Origin of the sequence: Streptomyces sp. NBC_01116, assembly GCF_041435495.1 — a bacterium.
Lineage (GTDB): Bacteria > Actinomycetota > Actinomycetes > Streptomycetales > Streptomycetaceae > Streptomyces.
Window position 1 is genome coordinate 7,617,020 of record NZ_CP108644.1, and the last position, 18,565, is coordinate 7,635,584.

The following is an 18,565-nucleotide window of genomic DNA, read 5'->3' on the forward strand; positions in this document are numbered from 1 at the left end:
CCGCCGTCGAGCCGGAGCCAGCGGGTGATCCCGATCGACTCCAGGAACGGCACGTCGTGGCTCGCCACGATCAACGCCCCCTCGTACGCCTCCAGCGCCTCGGTCAGCCGTCGTACGCTCGCCAGGTCGAGGCTGTTCGTCGGCTCGTCGAGCAGCAGTACCCCGGGCCGCTCCAGCAGCAGCGTGGCCAGCCGCAGCAGGACGCACTCGCCGCCGGACACCTCCCCGATGGCGCGGTCGAGCCCGATGTGTCCGAGGCCGAGCCCGTCCAGGGTGGCGTGGGCGCGTTCCTCGATGTCCCAGTCGTCGCCGATCACCGCGAAGTGCTCGGGCCGGACGTCGCCGGACTCGACCGCGTCGAGCGCCGCGCGCCGGTCCGCGACGCCGAGCACCTCGTCGACCCGCAGCGCGGTGTCCAGGACCAGGGTCTGAGGGAGGTGGCCGAGCCCGCCGCGGGTCCTGATCACACCGGACCGCGGGGCGAGTTCACCGGCGATCAGGCGCAACAGGGTCGATTTGCCGCAGCCGTTGAGGCCGATGAGACCGGTGCGGCCGGGCCCCACGGCCAGATCGAGACCGGTGAAGACCTCAGTGCCGTCGGGCCAGGAGAAGGTGAGGGAAGTACAGCTGACGTGGGTGTCGGTGGCAGGCACAGGGATCTCCCGTTGGGCGTCGGGGACGACGAGGACGGCTGAAAGAAGCTGAGATCGCACACGGGCGCTCCGAGCCGCGGCAAGGCGCGGCGGGCGCTGCACGATGTGCACAGGACCTCAGATCAGCAACGTCCCACTCCGATCGACGACAACAGGAACCGTCACGAAGGTAGGGCCGGGGGTGCGGGCCCGGCAACCGGATTTACGGGGTCAGCGAGGACCGCCGAGCAGGTCGGCCAGACTCCGGTCCAGGTCCAGATACCGGTACTCGTCGCCCACCGGAACCAGCTCCTGCGCCCGCTGGAGGAAACGCCGCACTTCCTCGGTGCGCACATGGACCATGGCGATGCCCTCGGGGGCGTGGAACTCCAGCACGGTCCGCTCGTACCCGAACGGACGCACGCGTACGTCTCCCTGCCCGGCGGGGGAGTCCACCCCGGTGGTCAGCAGTTCGCGGGAGAACTCCCAGGACACCTCGGTGCCCTCCAGGGTCGCCGGGGCCGGGAACGCCATGCGTACGGCGAAGGGGTACTGGCGGTCGTACTGAAGAGTGGCGGGCAGGGTCTCCATCCGCGGTGCGGACGCGACCATGCGGGCCTGCACGGACTGCTCGATGACGCTGGACAAGACCTGCTCCCTCTCACGCGCGGCCGGGTGAACGGTTCCCGGCATTGGAGTAGACGACGGAACTCCCCGTTTCGTGCACCGGCGCGAGGCGTGAGCTGCGTCACCGGCTCCCGGCGGCCCCGCCCGGACCGGTTTGAGGTCCTGCCGCTTTCGCCGCGTGGGCGGACGGGGGGCCGGGAGGCGGGAGCCGGTGCTCTCAGCCGTGGCGGCGGGGCACCGCGCAGGCCGCAGTGCCGCCCGGCATCCGCTGCCGGTTCCTGGCCACCCAGCGGTAGACGAGGTTCGCCGCCGGGCGGATCGGGGGCAGCCGCAGGAACCGTCCGACGCCCCGGAGGACGCGGACCGGCGAGGATCCGAGAAGAGCGGCCAGGGCGGCGACCCCGCCGGCGCGCACCCGGTCTCCGTCGAAGAGGAGAACCTCCCGGTCCAGACGCTCCAGGTGAGGTTCGGTCAGCTCCGGCGGAAGGGTCTGCCAGGCGACCGCCGCCGTGCGGGGGCGGGCCCGCAGCTGGATCTGCCGGACAGCGGCCTGGCAGAAGCCGCAGTCACCGTCGAAGGCGAGCACGGCGCGTCCCTGTGCGCTACCGGTCACGGTGTCGTTCATGTCGAGCCCTCCGTCGCTGTGCCGTTCCCATGGGCGTGGAAAGGCCAGCGTATGTTCGGCTGTCGCATCAGGGGCGACATCCGGTCGGGTCGCCGGCGCCTCCCGGGCCATGGGTCGCCCTCCCGGCCACAGGTCACCTTCCCGGCGGTGCGGGAGCCCCCGGGCCGGCCGGAGCGCCCGGTTCCGCGGCGGGCGGACCGGACCCGGGCACCAGGTCCTCGCACACCCTGCCGTCGCACGCCGGGGTGCCGCCGGCGGGGGCGGGGCGGGGGCGGAGCGGGACGCCGTTGGCGCGCAGCACGTCACGGACGTCCAGGATCAGGGGGAAGACCTCGTGGTTGCGGTCCTCGCCCTGCTCGTCCCACGCCCGTTGTTCGGCTTCGACGGCCATGCGGTCCTCGGCGAAGACCCGTTCGGTGAAGTGCCGGATGAACGGCCAGGCCACATGCAGGGCGGCGGGAATCCTGGGCTTCTCGATCATGAGCAGCCCGTAGGCGTGGCACCTGCGTTGCTCCGTGTCCTCGGGCACGTACACGGCCCAGAGACGCAGGACCGGCCGGTCGGCCTTCTCCGGGACCAGGTCCAGGGTCTGGTAGGGGTACTCGGTGCGGATGGTCATGACGTCGCTGGAGGGCCGGCCGCCGATGCCCTCGGCGGCCAGCAGCCGGGCGCTGCGGTTGCGTCTGCCCCCGGTGTGGGTGAACAGGTAGCGAGCCTCCACCGAGAGCGGACCGCTCCGGTATCCCAGCAGTCGCGGCTGGAGTCTGCCGACGACGCCCCGGTGGAGGAACTGGTGGTTCATGTCGAGCAGGTTCTCGTGCATGAACGAGTAGTGGCAGCGCACGGTCCGGGAGAAGGTCATGGTCCGGTACGCCGGAGAGGCGAAGCCGGGGACCTCGGGCAGCGCGGTGGCCGCCGCCTTCTCCGGGTCGCCCGGAAAGACGAACACCAGCCCGTACGCCTCGCGGACCGGGTAGCCGCGCACGCCGCGCGGCGGGCGGCCGTCGCCCTTGGACAGGTACGGGATCTGCGAGATGCGGCCGTCGCCGCGGTAGGCCCAGGCGTGATAGCAGCAGCGGAGTGTCTCGCCGTCCACGACGCCCATGCTCAGGGGCACCTGCCGGTGGGCGCATCGGTCCTCCAGCGCGTGCACGGCACCGCCGCGACCACGAAAGAGGACGATGCGCTCCCCGGCGAACGCGGTCGCGGCCACGCCTCCGGCGCGCACGTTCCGTGACAGGGCCACGGGGTACCAGAAGTCCGGGTTCACCCCGACCCGCCGCAGGTCGGGCGGGCCGGAGCGCGGATCGCGACGCTCCGCGGGCCGGCCGCGCGGGATGTCGTCCGAGCCGTTCTCGGTCATGGCTCTCCCTCGTCCGTGGTAGACGCCCTCCATCCTGGCCGCCGACCACGGACGAGCGCCCGCCCGGGGCGTCCGGACGGGTGCAATCCCTGAACTCACGGGTGCCCGGCCGGGCTACCGGAGCCTCACGAGGCGTCGAGCACCTCCCGCAAGCGCCGCCCGAACTCGTCCGGCTTGCCCGGATAGCCGAACTCCCCGTCGACGAAGCCGGCGTGATGGCTCGGGAAGACGGTCACCCGCTGCCCGAGCAGTTCGGCGGTCGCGGCGGACGTCCGCCCGGTCTGCACGCTCCGGGACTCCTCGCCCACGGCGATCACCACGCGCGTGCCGGCCGCGGCGAGGGCGTCGACGTCCGGCCGGTAGTCGCTGATCGCCCAGGACAGGTCGGACAGCAGCGGGTCGCCGCGCGTGCCGTCGTCCTCGGTGGGCATGCCGAACGCGGCGGGGTCGGGCGCGGGCTGTGCGAAGTACGCGTCGGTGAACTCGCCCTCCCACGAGGTCATGGCGACGAACGCGGCCATCCCGGCTCCCCACCCGCGCTTCTCGTACGCGTCCCGGACCCCGGCCCGTGCCCGGACGGCCGCAGGACCGTCCGGGGTGAGGGTGATGAGCGGCGGCTCGTGCGCGACGAGGGTGGTCACATCGCCCGGGTGGCGGGCCACGAGGGCGAGGGCGGTGACCGCTCCGCCGCTGCTGGCGAACATCTCGACCGGCCCGGCCCCGAGCGCCTCGACGACGGCGTGCACGTCGTCGGCCTGGGTCTCGGGCGTGTGGTCGGTCCGCCCGTCCTTGCGGATGCTGCGGCCGAGCCCCCGCGGGTCGTAGGTGACGACGGTCCGCTCGGGGAAGCGTGCGGCGAGCGCGACGAATCCGGTGGCGTCCATGGGCTGCCCGATCATGAACAACGGCGGGCGGCCGTCAGCCGTCGGCAGGGGCCCGCGGACGTCGTGGACGAGGTCGGCGCCGGCTGTCTTGAGTGTGTGCGTTTCCATACGGGTGCAGACCGGCCCCGGCCCGGAAACTCATCGGCCGCGCCCGCACCGGTAGGGAGCGGGCCCGCCGACTACGGCAACTGCTGCTGGTACGGGGCGAGTCCGGGCGCCGTCCGGGTCGCGATGAACTCGGTGATCCGGTACGCGCACACACCGTGCTCCGCGAACGGATCGGCCGCCGCGATCCTCTCGATCGCCGCCCGGTCCTCCCCGACGGCCAGGATCACTCCGCCGTCCCGGGGGTTCTTGCGCCCCGAGGCGATGAAGACGCCCGCCGCGTAACCCTCGTCGAGCCAGGCGATGTGCTCCCGCATCAGGGCGTCGACGCGTTCGACCGGAGCCGTGTAGGTCAATTCGAGTACGAACATGATCGTCAGGCTACGGGATTCCGGCAGCCCGCTCCGGTGGGCCCCACCGCACACCGCGTAGCGGGCGCCGACCCGTCACGGCATAAGCTTCGGGACATGACGACCTCCCCCACCCCCGCCCACGAGACCCCCGCCGACGAAGCCGAGGGCCGGGAGATCCAGGACCGGCTGCGCGGCCGGGTGATCCTGGACGAGGCGGGACCGGAGCCCGGAACCGGGCTGGTCACCGGGGTGGACGTGGCCTACGACGATGTGAAGGACGTCGTCGTCGCGGCGGCCGTGGTGCTGGACGCCGCGACCCTGGAGACGGTCGACGAGGCCACCGCCGTCGGCCGGATCACCTTCCCGTACGTCCCCGGGCTGCTGGCCTTCCGGGAGATCCCGACGGCGCTGGAGGCGCTGGAGGGGCTGAGCGTCGACCCGGGCCTCGTCATCTGCGACGGCTACGGTCTGGCGCACCCGCGCCGCTTCGGACTCGCCAGCCACCTGGGCGTGCTCACCGGCCTGCCGGTGATCGGCGTCGGCAAGAACCCGTTCACTTTCACGTACGAGGCCCCCGGCCCCCGGCGCGGCGACTTCTCCCCGCTGCTGGACGGCGAGGAGGTGGTCGGCCGGGCGCTGCGCACCCAGGAGAACACCAACCCGGTGTTCGTCTCGGTGGGCCACCGCGTCAGCCTCGACAACGCCTGCGCCCACACGCTCCGCCTCGCCGGCCGCTTCCGCCAGCCGGAGAGCACCCGCCGGGCGGACGCCCTGTGCCGGCAGACGCTGCGGGAAGCGACCGCCTGACGCGGGCGGTCCCGGGCGGGCGGCCCGCGCCCGCCGCGTGACGGTCCCGGGCGTGGAACAGTCCTGCAACTGAGTAGGTGTACGGATGGCATAGATCTGTACAGCTGGGCAGGCTAGAACGCATGAACGCCTCTCGCGCAGCTGTCCGCACAGCGCCCTTCGACCCCGCTCAGCGCCGTATGGCCCTCGGCATGCTCCTCGGGAGCGCCGCCGGGCTCGTCTGGCTGGGCGCGATGCTCTACACGCTGGCCGACTGGATCCTGTAGGCGCCCCGGCCCGCTCCCGGGGCGCCGGCTACCGCACCGCCGCCACCCGGAACCGCAGCCCCGCCGCCGTCAGCCGCTCCAGCAGCGCGTCGCCCATGGCCACCGCCGTGGTGACCTGCCCGGAGGTCTCCGGCAGCTCGTCCAGGGCCAGGCACACCGCCGATTCGGCGAGGATCTTCGCCGTCTCGCCGTAACCCGGATCGCCGCCCGACACCTCGGTGAAGACGCGCCGCCCGCCGCCCTCGCCGACGAAGCGGACGGTGAACCAGCTCCGCCCGCGGCGTTCCGCGTCCGGCCCCTGCCCCGGCTCGTAACGCCCCATCAGCCACTCCCGGGCGCCCTCCACCTGCGCGGCGGCCACCAGCGCGCCGATCGCCACCGGGGCGCCGAGGGCCATCGGCAGGGTCTTGACCGAGGCGAAGTGCCGGTAGCGGAAGTCGGGGCCGTACCGCTCCAGGGACCGCGCGGAGCGGCCCACGATCGTCGGGTCCACCGTCGGCAGCGGCAGCGCCCAGGTGCCGGTGGGCCCGCTGAAGTGCGGGGAGCCCGCCGGGGTGCGTACCCGCCGGCCCACCAGGCGCGGCTCGTGCAGCCGGCGTTCCCGGGCGGCGGCCAGCATCTGCGGGCCCCGGCCCATCGCGGTCAGCGCCGAGGCGAACGTCCCGCCGGAGAACACCGCGTCGGTGCGGACGAAGCCGTCGACGGTCAGGGGCACGTCCTCGGGCAGCTGCTTGACGGTGAACCAGGCCCCCAGGTCGTGGGGGACGGAGTCGAAGCCGCAGGCGTGCACGATGCGCGCCCCCGTCTCGCGGGCCCGCGCGTCGTGCCCCAGATACATCCGGTCGATGAACTCCGGCTCGCCCGTGAGGTCCGCGTAGTCCGTCCCGGCCTCCGCGCACGCGGCGACGAGCTTCTCGCCGTAACGGATGTAGGGCCCGACCGTCGTGGCCACCACCCGTGTGGAGGCGGCCAGTTCGGCCAGCGCCTCCGCGTCGTCCGCGTCGGTCTCCCGCAGCGGCAGGTCCGCGCAGCCCGGATCGATCGCGGTGAGCCGTTCGCGCAGCGCCTCCAGCTTGGTCCGGCTGCGCCCGGCCAGGGCCCAGCGGAGGCCGGCGGGGGCGTGCGCCGCCAGGTATTCGGCGGTGAGCGCCCCCACGAAGCCGGTGGCACCGAAGAGGACGACGTCCAAGGGGCGAGTCGTGTCGTTCTGCCTGTTCACGAGTACCTCCGGCTGGGAGACGGGTGCCGACGTGGCAGGCAGAGGGTAGCGGAGAGCGACGTGGCGGCGTGCGGCCGGGCGGGCCCCGTGCGAGAGGATCGGAGGCCAGAGCTAAGCGCTTGCTCGGCCCGAGGGGTTGTGCGGAGCCCGGCGGCTTCTTAGCATCACAGGTGTTACATCGGTTGTGTCACACCCCTGGGGGCTCACAGATGGCGCAAGGCCCAGCACCCGCCCACGGTCCGCTGACCGGTGTCCGGGTCGTCGAGCTGGCGGGCATCGGACCCGGACCGTTCGCCGCGATGCTGCTGGCGGACCTCGGGGCCGACGTCGTACGCGTCGACCGGCCGGGCGGCGCGGGGCTCGGCATCGATCCCGCGTCCGACCTCACCAACCGCAACAAGCGCTCCGTCCTCCTGGACCTCAAGGGCGACGAGGGACCGGCCCGCGTCCTGGACCTCGTCGAACGCGCCGACATCCTCATCGAGGGCTTCCGCCCCGGCGTCGCCGAACGCCTCGGCGTCGGGCCCGACGCCTGCCTCGCCCGCAATCCGCGGCTCGTCTACGGCCGGATGACCGGCTGGGGCCAGGACGGGCCGCTCGCCGAGCGCGCCGGACACGACATCGCCTACCTCGCGCTCACCGGCACCCTGTCCATGATCGGCAAGCCGGACGAACCGCCCGTGGCCCCCGCCAACCTGCTCGGCGACTACGCGGGCGGCTCGCTCTACCTCGTCGTCGGCGTCCTCGCCGCCCTCCAGCACGCCCGCGCCCGCGGTGAGGGGCAGGTCGTCGACGCCGCCATCGTGGACGGCGCCGCCCATCTCGCCACGATGATCCACGGCATGCTGGCCGCCGGGAGCTGGCAGGACCGGCGCGGCACGAACCTCCTCGACGGCGGCTGCCCGTTCTACGGCGCCTACGCCACGTCCGACGGCGGCCACATGGCGGTCGGCCCGCTGGAGGAGAAGTTCTACGCGGAGTTCGCCGGCCTCCTCGGCATCGCGGACGATTTCCCCGACCGGTGGGACCTGGCCCGCTGGGACGAGCTGCGCGCCGCCGTCGCCGAGCGCTTCTCGACCCGTACGCGCGCCGAGTGGACCGAGGTGTTCGACGGCACCGACGCCTGCGTCGCCCCCGTGCTCTCGCTCACCGAGGCACCGCACCACCCGCACCTCGCCGCCCGCTCCACCTTCGTCGAGCACAGCGGACTCACCCAGCCCGCCCCCGCCCCGCGCTTCTCGGCCACCCCCGTCTCCGTACGCGGCGGGCCCGCCCTGCCCGGCGCCGACACGGCCGCCGTCGCCGCCGACTGGGACATCCCCGCGCTGCGCCCCGCCGCATCGACCGACACCTACTAGGAGCCCCCGTGCAACGGCAGATCTTCACCGAGGAGCACGACGCCTTCCGCGAGACCGTCCGGGCCTTCCTGGCCAAGGAGGTCCTCCCGTACTACGAGCAGTGGGAGCAGGACGGCATCGTCTCCCGCGACGCCTGGCTCGCCGCCGGACGCGCGGGACTGCTGGGCCTCGCCGTCCCGGAGGAGTACGGAGGCGGCGGCAGCGACGACTTCCGCTACAGCGCCGTCCTCGCCGAGGAGTTCACCCGGGCCGGCGCCCCCGGCCTCGCGATCGGCCTGCACAACGACATCATCGGCCCCTACCTCACCGGGCTGGCCACCGACGAGCAGAAGCGGCGCTGGCTCCCCGGCTTCTGCTCCGGGGAGACCATCACCGCGATCGCGATGACCGAGCCGGGCGCGGGCTCCGACCTCCAGGCCATCCGCACCACCGCCGAGGACAAGGGCGACCACTGGCTGCTCAACGGCTCCAAGACCTTCATCTCCAACGGCATCCTCGCCGACCTGGTCGTCGTCGTCGCGAAGACCACCCCCGACGGCGGGGCCAAGGGCCTCTCGCTGATCGTCGTCGAGCGCGGGGCGGAGGGCTTCGAGCGCGGCCGCAACCTCGACAAGATCGGCCAGAAGTCCCAGGACACCGCCGAACTGTTCTTCGACGACGTCCGCGTCCCCAAGGAGAACCTCCTCGGCGAACTCGACGGCGCGTTCATCCACCTGATGACCAATCTGGCCCAGGAACGCATGGGCATAGCGGTCGCGGGGATCGCCGCCGCCGAACACCTGCTGGAGATCACCACCCGGTACGTGAAGGAGCGCGAGGCCTTCGGACGCCCGCTCTCCAAGCTCCAGCACATCCGCTTCGAGATTGCCGAGATGGCCACCGAGTGCGCCGTCACCCGGACCTTTCTCGACCGCTGCATCGTCGACCACTCCGACGGCGTCCTGGACGCCGTCCACGCCTCCATGGCCAAGTGGTGGGCCACCGAACTGCAGAAGCGCGTCGCCGACCGCTGCCTCCAACTCCACGGAGGCTACGGCTACATGAGCGAGTACAAGGTCGCCAAGGCGTTCACCGACGGCCGTATCCAGACCATCTACGGCGGCACGACCGAGATCATGAAGGAGATCATCGGCCGCTCGCTGCTCGCCTGAGCCGCCCCTCACCCGGGCCGACAACCACCCTCGAAAGGCAGCTGTCTTGAGTACCGAAGCATTCGTCTACGACGCGATCCGCACCCCGCGCGGCCGAGGCAAGGCCAACGGCGCCCTGCACGGGACCAAGCCGATCGACCTGGTCGTCGGCCTCATCCACGAGATCCGGGGCCGCTTCCCCGGCCTCGACCCGGCCGCCATCGACGACATCGTCCTCGGCGTGGTCAGCCCGCTCGGCGACCAGGGTTCCGACATCGCCCGTATCGCCGCCATCGCGGCCGGCCTGCCCGACTCGGTCGCCGGGGTCCAGGAGAACCGCTTCTGTGCCTCGGGCCTGGAAGCGGTCAACCTGGCCGCAGCCAAGGTCCGCTCCGGCTGGGAGGACCTCGTCCTGGCGGGCGGCGTCGAGTCGATGTCCCGTGTCCCGATGGGCTCCGACGGCGGGGCCTGGGCCATGGACCCGATGACCAGCTTCGAGACCGGCTTCGCCCCGCAGGGCATCGGCGCCGACCTCATCGCCACCATCGAGGGCTTCAGCCGCCGCGACGTCGACGAGTACGCCGCGCTCTCCCAGGAACGCGCCGCCGCGGCCTGGAAGGACGGCCGGTTCGCCCGCTCGGTCGTTCCGGTGAAGGACCGCAACGGCCTCCTCGTCCTCGACCACGACGAGCACCTGCGCCCCGGCACCACCGCGGACTCCCTCGCCGGTCTCAAGCCCTCCTTCGCGGGCATCGGGGAGATGGGCGGCTTCGACGCCGTGGCCCTCCAGAAGTACCACTGGGTCGAGAAGATCGACCACGTCCACCACGCGGGCAACTCCTCCGGCATCGTGGACGGCGCGTCGCTCGTCGCCATCGGCTCCAAGGAGGTCGGCGAGCGCTACGGCATGACCCCGCGCGCCCGCATCGTCTCCGCGGCCGTCTCCGGCTCCGAGCCCACCATCATGCTCACCGGTCCCGCGCCCGCGACCCGCAAGGCGCTCGCCAAGGCCGGGCTGACCATCGACGACATCGACCTCGTCGAGATCAACGAAGCCTTCGCCGGAGTCGTCCTGCGCTTCGTCAAGGACATGGGCCTGAACCTGGACAAGGTCAACGTCAACGGCGGGGCGATCGCCCTCGGCCACCCCCTCGGCGCGACCGGCGCGATGATCCTCGGCACCGTCATCGACGAACTGGAGCGTCGCGACCAGCGGTTCGGCCTGGTCACCCTCTGCGTCGGCGGCGGCATGGGCGTCGCGACGATCGTCGAACGCATCTGACCTGTTCCCCGCCCCGGCCACCCCCGCTTACGGAGAAGACACCGACATGACCGAGAGCACGACCATCCGCTGGGAACAGGACGAGACCGGCGTCGTCACCCTCGTCCTCGACGACCCGAACCAGTCGGCCAACACGATGAACCAGGCCTTCAAGGACTCCATCGCGGCCGTCGCCGACCGCGCCGAGGCCGAGAAGGACTCCATCCGCGGCATCATCTTCGCCTCCGCCAAGAAGACCTTCTTCGCCGGCGGCGACCTCAAGGACATGATCAGGGTCGGCCCGGAGAACGCCCAGGACGCCTTCGACGCCGGCAACGCCATCAAGGCATCGCTCCGCCGCATCGAGACCCTCGGCAAGCCCGTCGTCGCCGCCATCAACGGGGCGGCCCTCGGCGGCGGTTACGAGATCGCGCTCGCCTGCCACCACCGCGTCGCCCTCGACGCGCCCGGCTCCCGCATCGGCCTGCCCGAGGTCACCCTCGGCCTGCTCCCGGCAGGCGGCGGCGTCACCCGGACCGTACGCCTCATGGGCATCGCCGACGCCCTGCTCAAGGTGCTGCTCCAGGGCACCCAGTACACGCCGCGGCGCGCCCTGGAGAACGGGCTCGTCCACGAAGTCGCCGCCACCCGCGAGGAGATGCTGGAGAAGGCCCGCGCCTTCATCGACGCCAACCCGGAGTCCCAGCAGCCCTGGGACGTCAAGGGCTACAAGATCCCCGGCGGCACCCCGTCCAACCCGCGCTTCGCCGCCAACCTGCCCGCCTTCCCGGCCAACCTGAAGAAGCAGCTCGCGGGCGCTCCGATGCCCGCGCCGCGCAACATCCTGGCGGCGGCCGTCGAGGGCTCCCAGGTCGACTTCGAGACCGCCCTGACCATCGAGGCCCGGTACTTCACCGAGCTGGTCACCGGCCAGGTCTCCAAGAACATGATCCAGGCGTTCTTCTTCGACCTCCAGGCCGTCAACTCCGGCGCCAACCGCCCCAAGGACATCCCCGAGCGCCCCGTCCGCAAGGTCGCCGTCCTCGGCGCCGGGATGATGGGCGCCGGCATCGCCTACTCCTGCGCCAAGGCCGGCATCGAGGTCGTCCTCAAGGACGTCTCCACCGAGGCGGCCGCCAAGGGCAAGGCGTACAGCGGGAAACTGCTCGCCAAGGCGCTTTCCCGGGGCCGTACGACCGAGGCCGAGCGGGACGAGCTGCTGGCCCGGATCACCCCGACCGGCGACGCGGCCGACCTCGCGGGCTGCGACGCCGTGATCGAGGCCGTCTTCGAGGACACCGCCCTCAAGCACAAGGTGTTCCAGGAGATCCAGGACGTCATCGAGCCCGACGCCCTGCTCTGCTCCAACACCTCCACCCTCCCGATCACGGTCCTCGCCGAAGGCGTCTCCCGCCCCGTCGACTTCATCGGGCTGCACTTCTTCTCGCCCGTCGACAAGATGCCGCTGGTCGAGATCATCAAGGGTGAGCGCACCGGCGACGAGGCGCTCGCCCGCGCCTTCGACCTCGTACGACGCATCAAGAAGACGCCGATCGTCGTCAACGACTCCCGCGGCTTCTTCACCTCGCGCGTCATCGGCCAGTTCATCAACGAGGGCGTCGCCATGGTCGGCGAGGGCGTCGAGCCCGCGTCGGTCGAACAGGCCGCGGCCCAGTCCGGCTACCCGGCCAAGGTGCTCTCCCTGATGGACGAGCTGACCCTGACCCTGCCGCGCAGGATCCGCGACGAGACGAAGCGCGCGGTGGAGGAGGCCGGCGGCACCTGGCCCGGGCACCCCTCCGACGAGGTCATCGACCGCATGGTCGACGAGTTCGGCCGCCCGGGGCGCAGCGGGGGAGCGGGCTTCTACGACTACGACGAGGACGGCGGGCGCGCCGGACTCTGGCCCGGACTGCGCGAGCACTTCGCGAACCCCGACGCCGATGTGCCCTTCGAGGACATGAAGGAGCGGATGCTCTTCTCCGAGGCACTGGACAGCGTCCGCTGCCTGGAGGAGAACGTCCTCATCTCCGTCGCCGACGCCAACATCGGCTCCATCATGGGCATCGGCTTCCCGCCGTGGACCGGCGGCGTCCTCCAGTACATCAACGGGTACGAGGGCGGCCTGCCCGGCTTCGTGGCCCGTGCCCGGGAACTCGCCGAGCGCTACGGCGACCGATTCCTGCCGCCCGCCCTGCTGGTGGAGAAGGCGGAGAAGGGCGAGACCTTCCACGACTGATCCGCCGCCAGGCGCCGCCGCGGCCCGCGTTCACCGTCACTCGGCGGTGAACGCGGCCCGCAGCTCCTCCTTCAACGATCGCTGAAACGCCGTCACCAGCGCCTGCACCACGATCGGTTGCATATCGGCGGACAGCGACTTCATCGCCGCCACATGCTCCGGATCGCCCTCGCGCTCCCGGTAGGGGTTCCACACCTCGTCCCGGAACAGCCGGGTCATCTCCTGGGCGGCCGAACGGGTGTGCTCCAGCAGAACGGTCCGCGCCGCCAGGATCGTCTCGTGCGCGATCGGCACGTCCAGCAGCTCCACCCCGAGCCGCAGCAGTCCCGGATCCACCCGGTACGCCCCGCCGTCCTCCTGCGGCCGGACCAGCACCCCCATCGCCGCCAGCCGCTCCACATCCGCCTCCGACAGCGCCCGCCCGGCCCGCCGCTCCAGCTCGGCCCGGGACAGCTCCTCGGTCCGGTCCGGCGCCCAGGAGGCGACCAGCGCCCGGTGGATCGCCAGATCGTGGGCGCTCAGATCGGGCGGCAGCTGTTCCAGATAACGTTCGATCGCCGCCAGCGTCATACCCTGCCGCTGGAGCTCCTCGATCAGCGCGAGCCGCGAGAGGTGGTCCGGCCCGTAGTGCCCGACCCGGCGCGGCCCGATGACCGGGGGCGGCAGCAGGCCCCGGGTGCTGTAGAACCGCACGGTGCGCACGGTGACCCCGGCGCGGGCCGCCAGCTCGTCCACCGTGAGCGTCGGCTCGTCGGTCCCCGTCGCCATCTCTGCTCCCCGTCGTCGGACCCTCGCATCGGACAGTGCCGCTGTCTCACCATTACTGTGAAAGTCTCCGGCACCATCGCCCCGCCGTCCACCCCGGACCCGTTGTCCGTGGCGGCCCGTACGGTGAGGTCATGTCGGAGATCACTTACGTACGGGGTGACGCCACCGCGCCGCAGGGCAAGGGCGTCAAGCTGATCGTCCACGTCTGCAACGACCTGGGCGGCTGGGGCAAGGGCTTCGTCCTGGCCCTCTCCCGCCGCTGGCCCGAGCCCGAAGCCGCCTACCGGCGCTGGCACCGCGAGCGCGCGGGCAACGACTTCGCCCTGGGTGCGGCGCAGTTCGTGCGGGTGGGGCCCTATCTCTGGGTGGCCAACCTGGTAGGCCAGCGGGGCATGCGCACCGGCAGCAAGGGGGTTCCCGTGCGGTACGAGGCGATCGACGCGGCGCTCGGCGCGGTGGCTCTCAAGGCGGGCGAGCTGGGGGCCTCGGTCCATATGCCCCGGATCGGCTGCGGCCTCGCGGGCGGCACGTGGGCCATGATCGAGCCGCTGATCGAGCGACGCCTGATATCCGCCGGCCTGTCGGTGACGGTCTACGACCACGACTGACCGGACCCCCTGGCGTCCCGACCCCGCCCGGGGGCTCTCCCGGGGACGCGGGATCATGGAGGAGAGGAAACAGGGCACGGGCAGCGCACGGCAGGCCCGCCGGGACCGCGGGAGCACGGATGAGCGGCGCGACCGACGCGACGAACCCCGAGCCGCCTCCGCCCGGCGGGGTGCTCTGGAGCCTGTCCGGGGACATCCGCGCCCTGCTGATGCTGCCCGCCGCCCTCACCCTCCAGGTCGCCCACCCGGCCGTCGGCGCCGGCGTCGACGAGCACTCCGTGTTCCGTACGGATCCCTGGGGGCGCGGTGAACGCTCGCTGCGCTCGCTCCAGCTCCGGGTCTACGGCGGCGCGGAGGCCGCGGCGGAGGGCCGCAGGCTGCGGGTGCTGCACCGCACGATCCGGGGGACCGACACCCGCGGCCGGCGCTACCACGCCCTGACGCCCGCCAACTACGCCTGGGTGCACGCCACCGGCTTCCCCGTGTACCAGCACGCGGCCCGGTATCTGATCCGCCCCATGAGTCCCGCCCAGGAGCGCGCCCTGTACGCGGAGTGGCTCCAGGTCGGCCGGATCCTGGGCATCCACGACCGGGACATGCCCCGGACCATCGAGGACTTCCGGCCGTACTGGGAGAAGACGCTCGCGGGGGAGATCGAGGCGACCTCCGTCGTCCGGGAGCTCGTCGCCACCGACCAGTCCGTCCCGCCGCCGGACCGGGGGCCGTGGCCGCTCCGGCTGCTGCTGCGGGCGCTGTGGCCGGTGCTGCTGCCGCCGCTGGCCCGCTTCCGCCGCTTCGTCACCATCGGGCTCATGCCGCCCGACGCCCGCATGGCCATCGGCCTGCCGTGGACCCCTGACCAGGAGAAGCGGCTGCGCCGGATGTGCGCGGTGCTGCGGGTCGTCGCCCCCGTCCTCCCGGAGCGGCTGCGCTATCTGCCCCGGGTACGGGCGGCCCGCGCCGCTGCGCGTACGGCGGGACGGGGCGCCCGCGCCGCCGGGACGCGTCGGAACGGCTGAACGCCCGCCGCTCCGACGCCCCGGGGCACCTCAGCGGTGGTCGTGCCCCTCCTGCCCCCGGTCGGTCCCGTCACCGCGGTCGCCGTGGTCGTGCACGGTGTTCGTCGCCGCGATCTTCTGCCAGGAGGCGGGGCGCTCGACCCGCGCCGCCGTCCGCGCCGACAGCGCGTCCTCGGCGACACCCGCGTCGGCCGCCGCCGGAAGCGCGGGGCGCGAGGGCTGGTAGAGCCAGGTGTCGAAGAGCGCGGCGAGCGGCTTGCCCGAGACCCGCTCCGCGTACCGCACGAAGTCGCCGACAGCTGCGTTGCCGTACGCGTGCTCGGCCGGCCAGCCCTTCAGCAGCTCGAAGAAGGCGGTGTCGCCGATCTCGTTGCGCAGCGCCTGGAGCGCCAGCGCGCCCCGGTCGTAGACGGCGATGTCGAACTGGTCGTCCGGGCCCGGGTCGCCCGGCTTCACCTTCCAGAACGGGTCGTCGGCCGGGTGCAGGGCGTAGGTGTAGTCCGCCAGCTCCTGCGTGGTGCCCTCGCCCTCCTTCTCCGACCAGAGCCACTGGCTGTAGCGGGCGAAGCCCTCGTTGATCCAGATGTCCTTCCAGCCGTCGACCGAGACGCTGTCGCCGTACCACTGGTGCGCGATCTCGTGGACGACGACCGAGATGTTGGCGCCGTTCGCGAACTGCCTCGGGCTGTAGAAGGGCCGGGTCTGGGTCTCCAGGGCGAAGCCGCTCGTCACGTTCGGCACGTATCCGCCCAGCGCGTTGAACGGGTAGGGGCCGAACACCTCGGTCAGCCACTCGGCGACCTCGGTGGTCCGCTCGATGCTGGCGCGGGCCGCACCGGCGTTGGCGCCCAGGTCCTTGCTGTAGGCGTTCAGCACCGGCAGGCCGTCGGCGGTCCGGTCGGTCGTGATGTCGAACCTGCCGATGGCGAGCGTCGTGAGATAGGACGCCTGCGGCTTGTCGGAGCGCCAGTTGAAGCGGGTCCAGCCGAGCTTGGAACTCTGCGACTGGAGCACCCCGTTGCTGATCGCCTGGGTGCCGTCCGGGACCGAGACCGACACGTCGTACGTCGCCTTGTCCAGCGGGTGGTCGTTGCTCGGGTACCACCACACGGCCGACTCCGGCTCCTGCGCCGCGACACCGCCGTCCGGGGTGCGCGCCCACGCGGTCCAGCCGTCGATCTTCAGCTCGGAGGGCTTTCCGGCGTACCGGACGACGACGGAGACGTCCTTGCCCTTCGCCAGGGGAGCCGCCGGGGTGACTTCCAGTTCGTGGTCGCCGCTCGTGGCGAACCGGGCCTTCCTGCCGTTCACCCGCACCTCGGAGACGTCGAGTCCGAAGTCGAGGTTGAAGCGGGACAGCTCCTGCGTGGTGGTGGCGAGGATCGTCGCCGTGCCCTCCAGCAGGTCGGTCGTCGGCCGGTACTTCAGCCGCAGGTCGTAGTGGGACACGTCGTAGCCACCGTTTCCGCTGGCCGGGTAGTAGGGGTCGCCGATACCCGGGGCGCCCACGGTGCCCGGTGAGGCCGCTGCCGGGATCGCCAGCAGAAGGGTGGCCGCCAGTGCGCTGGGGACGATGAATCTGCGGTGCACGCAAACTCCACATGGTCGGGTCGGATGATCTTCCGACCGGTCGTCACGAGGCTATGCACCGGTCGGAGCGGGGCGGGCCGTTCCGGGCACACCTGTCACACGATCGCCATTCCGTCGTCACGGACGGCCGTACCGACGGCCGTAAGGACAGCGGTGATCGCCCCCTGTTGCACAGGAGTTGACCGGGGTAACGTCCGCACATCGCCGACAGCCGGACGGGCGTCACGGCGCCCGCCCCCATGTTCCGGAGGCAGCCGCTGATGACCCCTCGCATCGCCCACGCGCTCCGCATGCTCAGCCCGCACCCGTGGCTCGCGCCGGCGGCCGGGCCCGCCCGGCCGCGGTCCGCGCCCCCGCGCCGCGAGGCGAAGGCGATGCGCCGGACGGCCGTGGCGGCGACGGTCGCCGGGCTGGCCCTCCCGTTCGCCATCGCACCGGCCGAGGCCGCGCACCGTCCGCCGCGCACCGGGTTCGAGACGAGCGAGGGGGCCCGCTGGACCGGCGAGGCGGAGGAGCGCTCGTTCCTCGCCGCGCTGGACCGGGGGAGCGACCGGGTCTCCGTGGACCGCGTCGGCACGACCGGTCAGGGCCGCCCCCTGCGGCTCGTACGCGTCGGCCAGGAGCGCCCCGGGGCCACCACGGTGCTGCTGATCTGCAGCCAGCACGGGGACGAGCCCGCCGGGCGCGAGGCCTGTCTGACGACCATCCGTGACCTGGCGTTCGCCCAGGACCGGGCGACCCGCGCCTTCCTGGCCCGTACGACCCTGCTGGTGCTGCCCACGGCCAACCCCGACGGACGCGCCGCCGACACCCGCGGCAACGCCGACGGGGTCGACGTCAACCGCGACCACATCGCCCTGGAGACCGCCGAGGCGCGGGCCGTCGCCACGGTCGTACGCGACGAACGGCCCCAGGTCATCTACGACTTGCACGAGTACGGCGCCACCCCGCCGTACTACGAGAAGGACCTGTTCGCACTGTGGCCGCGGAACCTCAACGTCGACGACGGGGTCCACGACGTCTCGCGCACCCTCTCCGAGCGGTACGTCCGCCCCGCCGCGACGGCGGGCGGCTACAGCAACGGCCACTACGGCATCTGGACCGACCCGGCCACCGGGGAGCCGGTCAAGCAGGTCGCCGGCGACGGCCAGGAACGCATCCTGCGCAACACCTCCGGCCTCAAGCACGCCGTCGGCCTGCTCATCGAATCCCGGATCGACGCGCTGAGCGACGCGGAGAAGGCGGATCAGGCCCTCAACCACCGGCGCAGGGTCCACTCCCAGCGGACCGCGCTCGGCGGTCTCCTCACCTTCACCGACGAGCAGCGCGCCCGGCTCCGGACGGCCACCGCCCTCGCGCGCCTCGGCGGCCTCGCCGACCGGGGGCCCGTGTACCTCGGCGGCGCCGACAACGACCCGGCCGAGCCCGCCGAGATCATCGCCGACCCGCCGTGCGGCTACCGGCTCGACGGGTCCCAGTACGCGGCGGTGAAGGACGAGCTGGCCCTGCACGGCGTCACCGCCCGGTCGGAGGAGGGTGGCGTGTTTGTGCCTTTGCGCCAGTCGGCTCGACGCCTGATTCCGCTGCTCCTCGATCAGCGGGCGACATATCACCTCGCAAACGGTCAAGCCAGAACCGTTTGTTGATCCTTCGAGATCCGGGGCAGATGTGGTAAGGCCTACGGGGAGCGATTTTCAGACTCGATGAAAGG

At 72.3% G+C, this 18,565-nt stretch carries 17 protein-coding genes and 1 pseudogene; 9 read left to right on the plus strand and 9 right to left on the minus strand.

The genetic code is table 11. From position 1 onward, the window contains the following. Positions 1-32: 32 nt before the first annotated feature. The 6 genes and pseudogenes from OG245_RS33400 to OG245_RS33425 form a co-directional block, all read right to left on the minus strand. Positions 33-653: pseudogene (locus OG245_RS33400) on the minus strand (ATP-binding cassette domain-containing protein); the annotation flags it as partial. Positions 654-863: 210 nt separating this feature from the next. Next, complete coding sequence (locus OG245_RS33405; protein ID WP_371627070.1) at positions 864-1,280, minus strand: SsgA family sporulation/cell division regulator; 417 nt, start codon at positions 1,278-1,280, stop codon at positions 864-866. A 196-nt stretch (positions 1,281-1,476) separates the two neighbouring features. Further along, a complete protein-coding gene (locus OG245_RS33410; RefSeq protein WP_371627071.1) occupies positions 1,477-1,884 on the minus strand; it encodes a thiol-disulfide oxidoreductase DCC family protein in 408 nt (135 codons plus the stop codon). A 133-nt stretch (positions 1,885-2,017) separates the two neighbouring features. Beyond that, the gene (locus OG245_RS33415; RefSeq protein WP_371627072.1) at positions 2,018-3,247 is read right to left on the minus strand and encodes a Rieske 2Fe-2S domain-containing protein; all 1,230 of its coding nucleotides are present in this window, start codon (positions 3,245-3,247) and stop codon (positions 2,018-2,020) included. A 125-nt stretch (positions 3,248-3,372) separates the two neighbouring features. Next, positions 3,373-4,239: an alpha/beta fold hydrolase gene (locus OG245_RS33420; protein WP_371627073.1), complete on the minus strand. Its 867-nt coding sequence runs from the start codon at positions 4,237-4,239 to the stop codon at positions 3,373-3,375. 71 nt (positions 4,240-4,310) lie between these two features. Continuing rightward, the gene (locus OG245_RS33425; protein ID WP_371627074.1) at positions 4,311-4,607 is read right to left on the minus strand and encodes a YciI family protein; all 297 of its coding nucleotides are present in this window, start codon (positions 4,605-4,607) and stop codon (positions 4,311-4,313) included. Between the two features lie 96 nt (positions 4,608-4,703). On the opposite strand from OG245_RS33425, the gene OG245_RS33430 reads away from it, so the two are divergent. Both OG245_RS33430 and mmpA read left to right on the plus strand, forming a co-directional pair. Then, a complete protein-coding gene (locus tag OG245_RS33430) occupies positions 4,704-5,396 on the plus strand; it encodes an endonuclease V (RefSeq protein WP_371627075.1) in 693 nt (230 codons plus the stop codon). Between the two features lie 122 nt (positions 5,397-5,518). Continuing rightward, positions 5,519-5,662, plus strand: a complete 144-nt coding sequence (gene mmpA, locus OG245_RS33435; RefSeq protein ID WP_371627076.1) for a morphogenic membrane protein MmpA — start codon at positions 5,519-5,521, stop codon at positions 5,660-5,662. Positions 5,663-5,690: 28 nt separating this feature from the next. Here the strand turns inward: mmpA and OG245_RS33440 are convergent, their stop codons facing one another. Beyond that, complete coding sequence (locus OG245_RS33440; RefSeq protein WP_371627077.1) at positions 5,691-6,881, minus strand: trans-acting enoyl reductase family protein; 1,191 nt, start codon at positions 6,879-6,881, stop codon at positions 5,691-5,693. Positions 6,882-7,090: 209 nt separating this feature from the next. On the opposite strand from OG245_RS33440, the gene OG245_RS33445 reads away from it, so the two are divergent. From OG245_RS33445 to OG245_RS33460, 4 genes are read left to right on the plus strand one after another with little or no spacing between them, the layout of a single operon-like run. Next, a complete protein-coding gene (locus OG245_RS33445; protein ID WP_371627078.1) occupies positions 7,091-8,239 on the plus strand; it encodes a CaiB/BaiF CoA transferase family protein in 1,149 nt (382 codons plus the stop codon). Positions 8,240-8,247: 8 nt separating this feature from the next. Continuing rightward, complete coding sequence (locus tag OG245_RS33450) at positions 8,248-9,390, plus strand: acyl-CoA dehydrogenase family protein (protein WP_371627079.1); 1,143 nt, start codon at positions 8,248-8,250, stop codon at positions 9,388-9,390. A gap of 46 nt (positions 9,391-9,436) precedes the next feature. Beyond that, positions 9,437-10,651: an acetyl-CoA C-acetyltransferase gene (locus OG245_RS33455; RefSeq protein ID WP_371627080.1), complete on the plus strand. Its 1,215-nt coding sequence runs from the start codon at positions 9,437-9,439 to the stop codon at positions 10,649-10,651. Positions 10,652-10,697: 46 nt separating this feature from the next. After that, a complete protein-coding gene (locus OG245_RS33460; RefSeq protein WP_371627081.1) occupies positions 10,698-12,869 on the plus strand; it encodes a 3-hydroxyacyl-CoA dehydrogenase NAD-binding domain-containing protein in 2,172 nt (723 codons plus the stop codon). A 36-nt stretch (positions 12,870-12,905) separates the two neighbouring features. On the opposite strand, the gene OG245_RS33465 is transcribed toward OG245_RS33460, so the two are convergent. Further along, the gene (locus tag OG245_RS33465) at positions 12,906-13,637 is read right to left on the minus strand and encodes a MerR family transcriptional regulator (RefSeq protein WP_371627082.1); all 732 of its coding nucleotides are present in this window, start codon (positions 13,635-13,637) and stop codon (positions 12,906-12,908) included. A gap of 131 nt (positions 13,638-13,768) precedes the next feature. On the opposite strand from OG245_RS33465, the gene OG245_RS33470 reads away from it, so the two are divergent. Together OG245_RS33470 and OG245_RS33475 are read left to right on the plus strand one after the other, a co-directional pair. Then, positions 13,769-14,245: a macro domain-containing protein gene (locus tag OG245_RS33470; RefSeq protein WP_371627083.1), complete on the plus strand. Its 477-nt coding sequence runs from the start codon at positions 13,769-13,771 to the stop codon at positions 14,243-14,245. Positions 14,246-14,364: 119 nt separating this feature from the next. After that, a complete protein-coding gene (locus tag OG245_RS33475) occupies positions 14,365-15,264 on the plus strand; it encodes an oxygenase MpaB family protein (RefSeq protein WP_371627084.1) in 900 nt (299 codons plus the stop codon). A 30-nt stretch (positions 15,265-15,294) separates the two neighbouring features. On the opposite strand, the gene OG245_RS33480 is transcribed toward OG245_RS33475, so the two are convergent. After that, a complete protein-coding gene (locus OG245_RS33480) occupies positions 15,295-16,854 on the minus strand; it encodes a M1 family metallopeptidase (protein ID WP_371627085.1) in 1,560 nt (519 codons plus the stop codon). Between the two features lie 260 nt (positions 16,855-17,114). Here OG245_RS33480 and OG245_RS33485 point away from each other — a divergent pair, with 260 nt between their 5' ends. Next, positions 17,115-18,500: a M14 family metallocarboxypeptidase gene (locus tag OG245_RS33485; protein ID WP_371627086.1), complete on the plus strand. Its 1,386-nt coding sequence runs from the start codon at positions 17,115-17,117 to the stop codon at positions 18,498-18,500. Positions 18,501-18,565: the final 65 nt, after the last annotated feature.

Excerpts from the sequence above, each read along its gene's own strand:
- OG245_RS33410 (WP_371627071.1), bottom strand. The coding sequence starts at position 1,884 with ATGAACGACACCGTGACCGGTAGCGCACAGGGACGCGCCGTGCTCGCC.
- OG245_RS33465 (WP_371627082.1), bottom strand. The coding sequence starts at position 13,637 with ATGGCGACGGGGACCGACGAGCCGACGCTCACGGTGGACGAGCTGGCG.
- OG245_RS33420 (WP_371627073.1), bottom strand. The coding sequence starts at position 4,239 with ATGGAAACGCACACACTCAAGACAGCCGGCGCCGACCTCGTCCACGAC.
- OG245_RS33425 (WP_371627074.1), bottom strand. The coding sequence starts at position 4,607 with ATGTTCGTACTCGAATTGACCTACACGGCTCCGGTCGAACGCGTCGAC.
- OG245_RS33485 (WP_371627086.1), top strand. The coding sequence starts at position 17,115 with ATGACCCCTCGCATCGCCCACGCGCTCCGCATGCTCAGCCCGCACCCG.
- OG245_RS33470 (WP_371627083.1), top strand. The coding sequence starts at position 13,769 with ATGTCGGAGATCACTTACGTACGGGGTGACGCCACCGCGCCGCAGGGC.
- OG245_RS33475 (WP_371627084.1), top strand. The coding sequence starts at position 14,365 with ATGAGCGGCGCGACCGACGCGACGAACCCCGAGCCGCCTCCGCCCGGC.
- OG245_RS33445 (WP_371627078.1), top strand. The coding sequence starts at position 7,091 with ATGGCGCAAGGCCCAGCACCCGCCCACGGTCCGCTGACCGGTGTCCGG.
- mmpA (WP_371627076.1), top strand. The coding sequence starts at position 5,519 with ATGAACGCCTCTCGCGCAGCTGTCCGCACAGCGCCCTTCGACCCCGCT.
- OG245_RS33415 (WP_371627072.1), bottom strand. The coding sequence starts at position 3,247 with ATGACCGAGAACGGCTCGGACGACATCCCGCGCGGCCGGCCCGCGGAG.
- OG245_RS33460 (WP_371627081.1), top strand. The coding sequence starts at position 10,698 with ATGACCGAGAGCACGACCATCCGCTGGGAACAGGACGAGACCGGCGTC.
- OG245_RS33430 (WP_371627075.1), top strand. The coding sequence starts at position 4,704 with ATGACGACCTCCCCCACCCCCGCCCACGAGACCCCCGCCGACGAAGCC.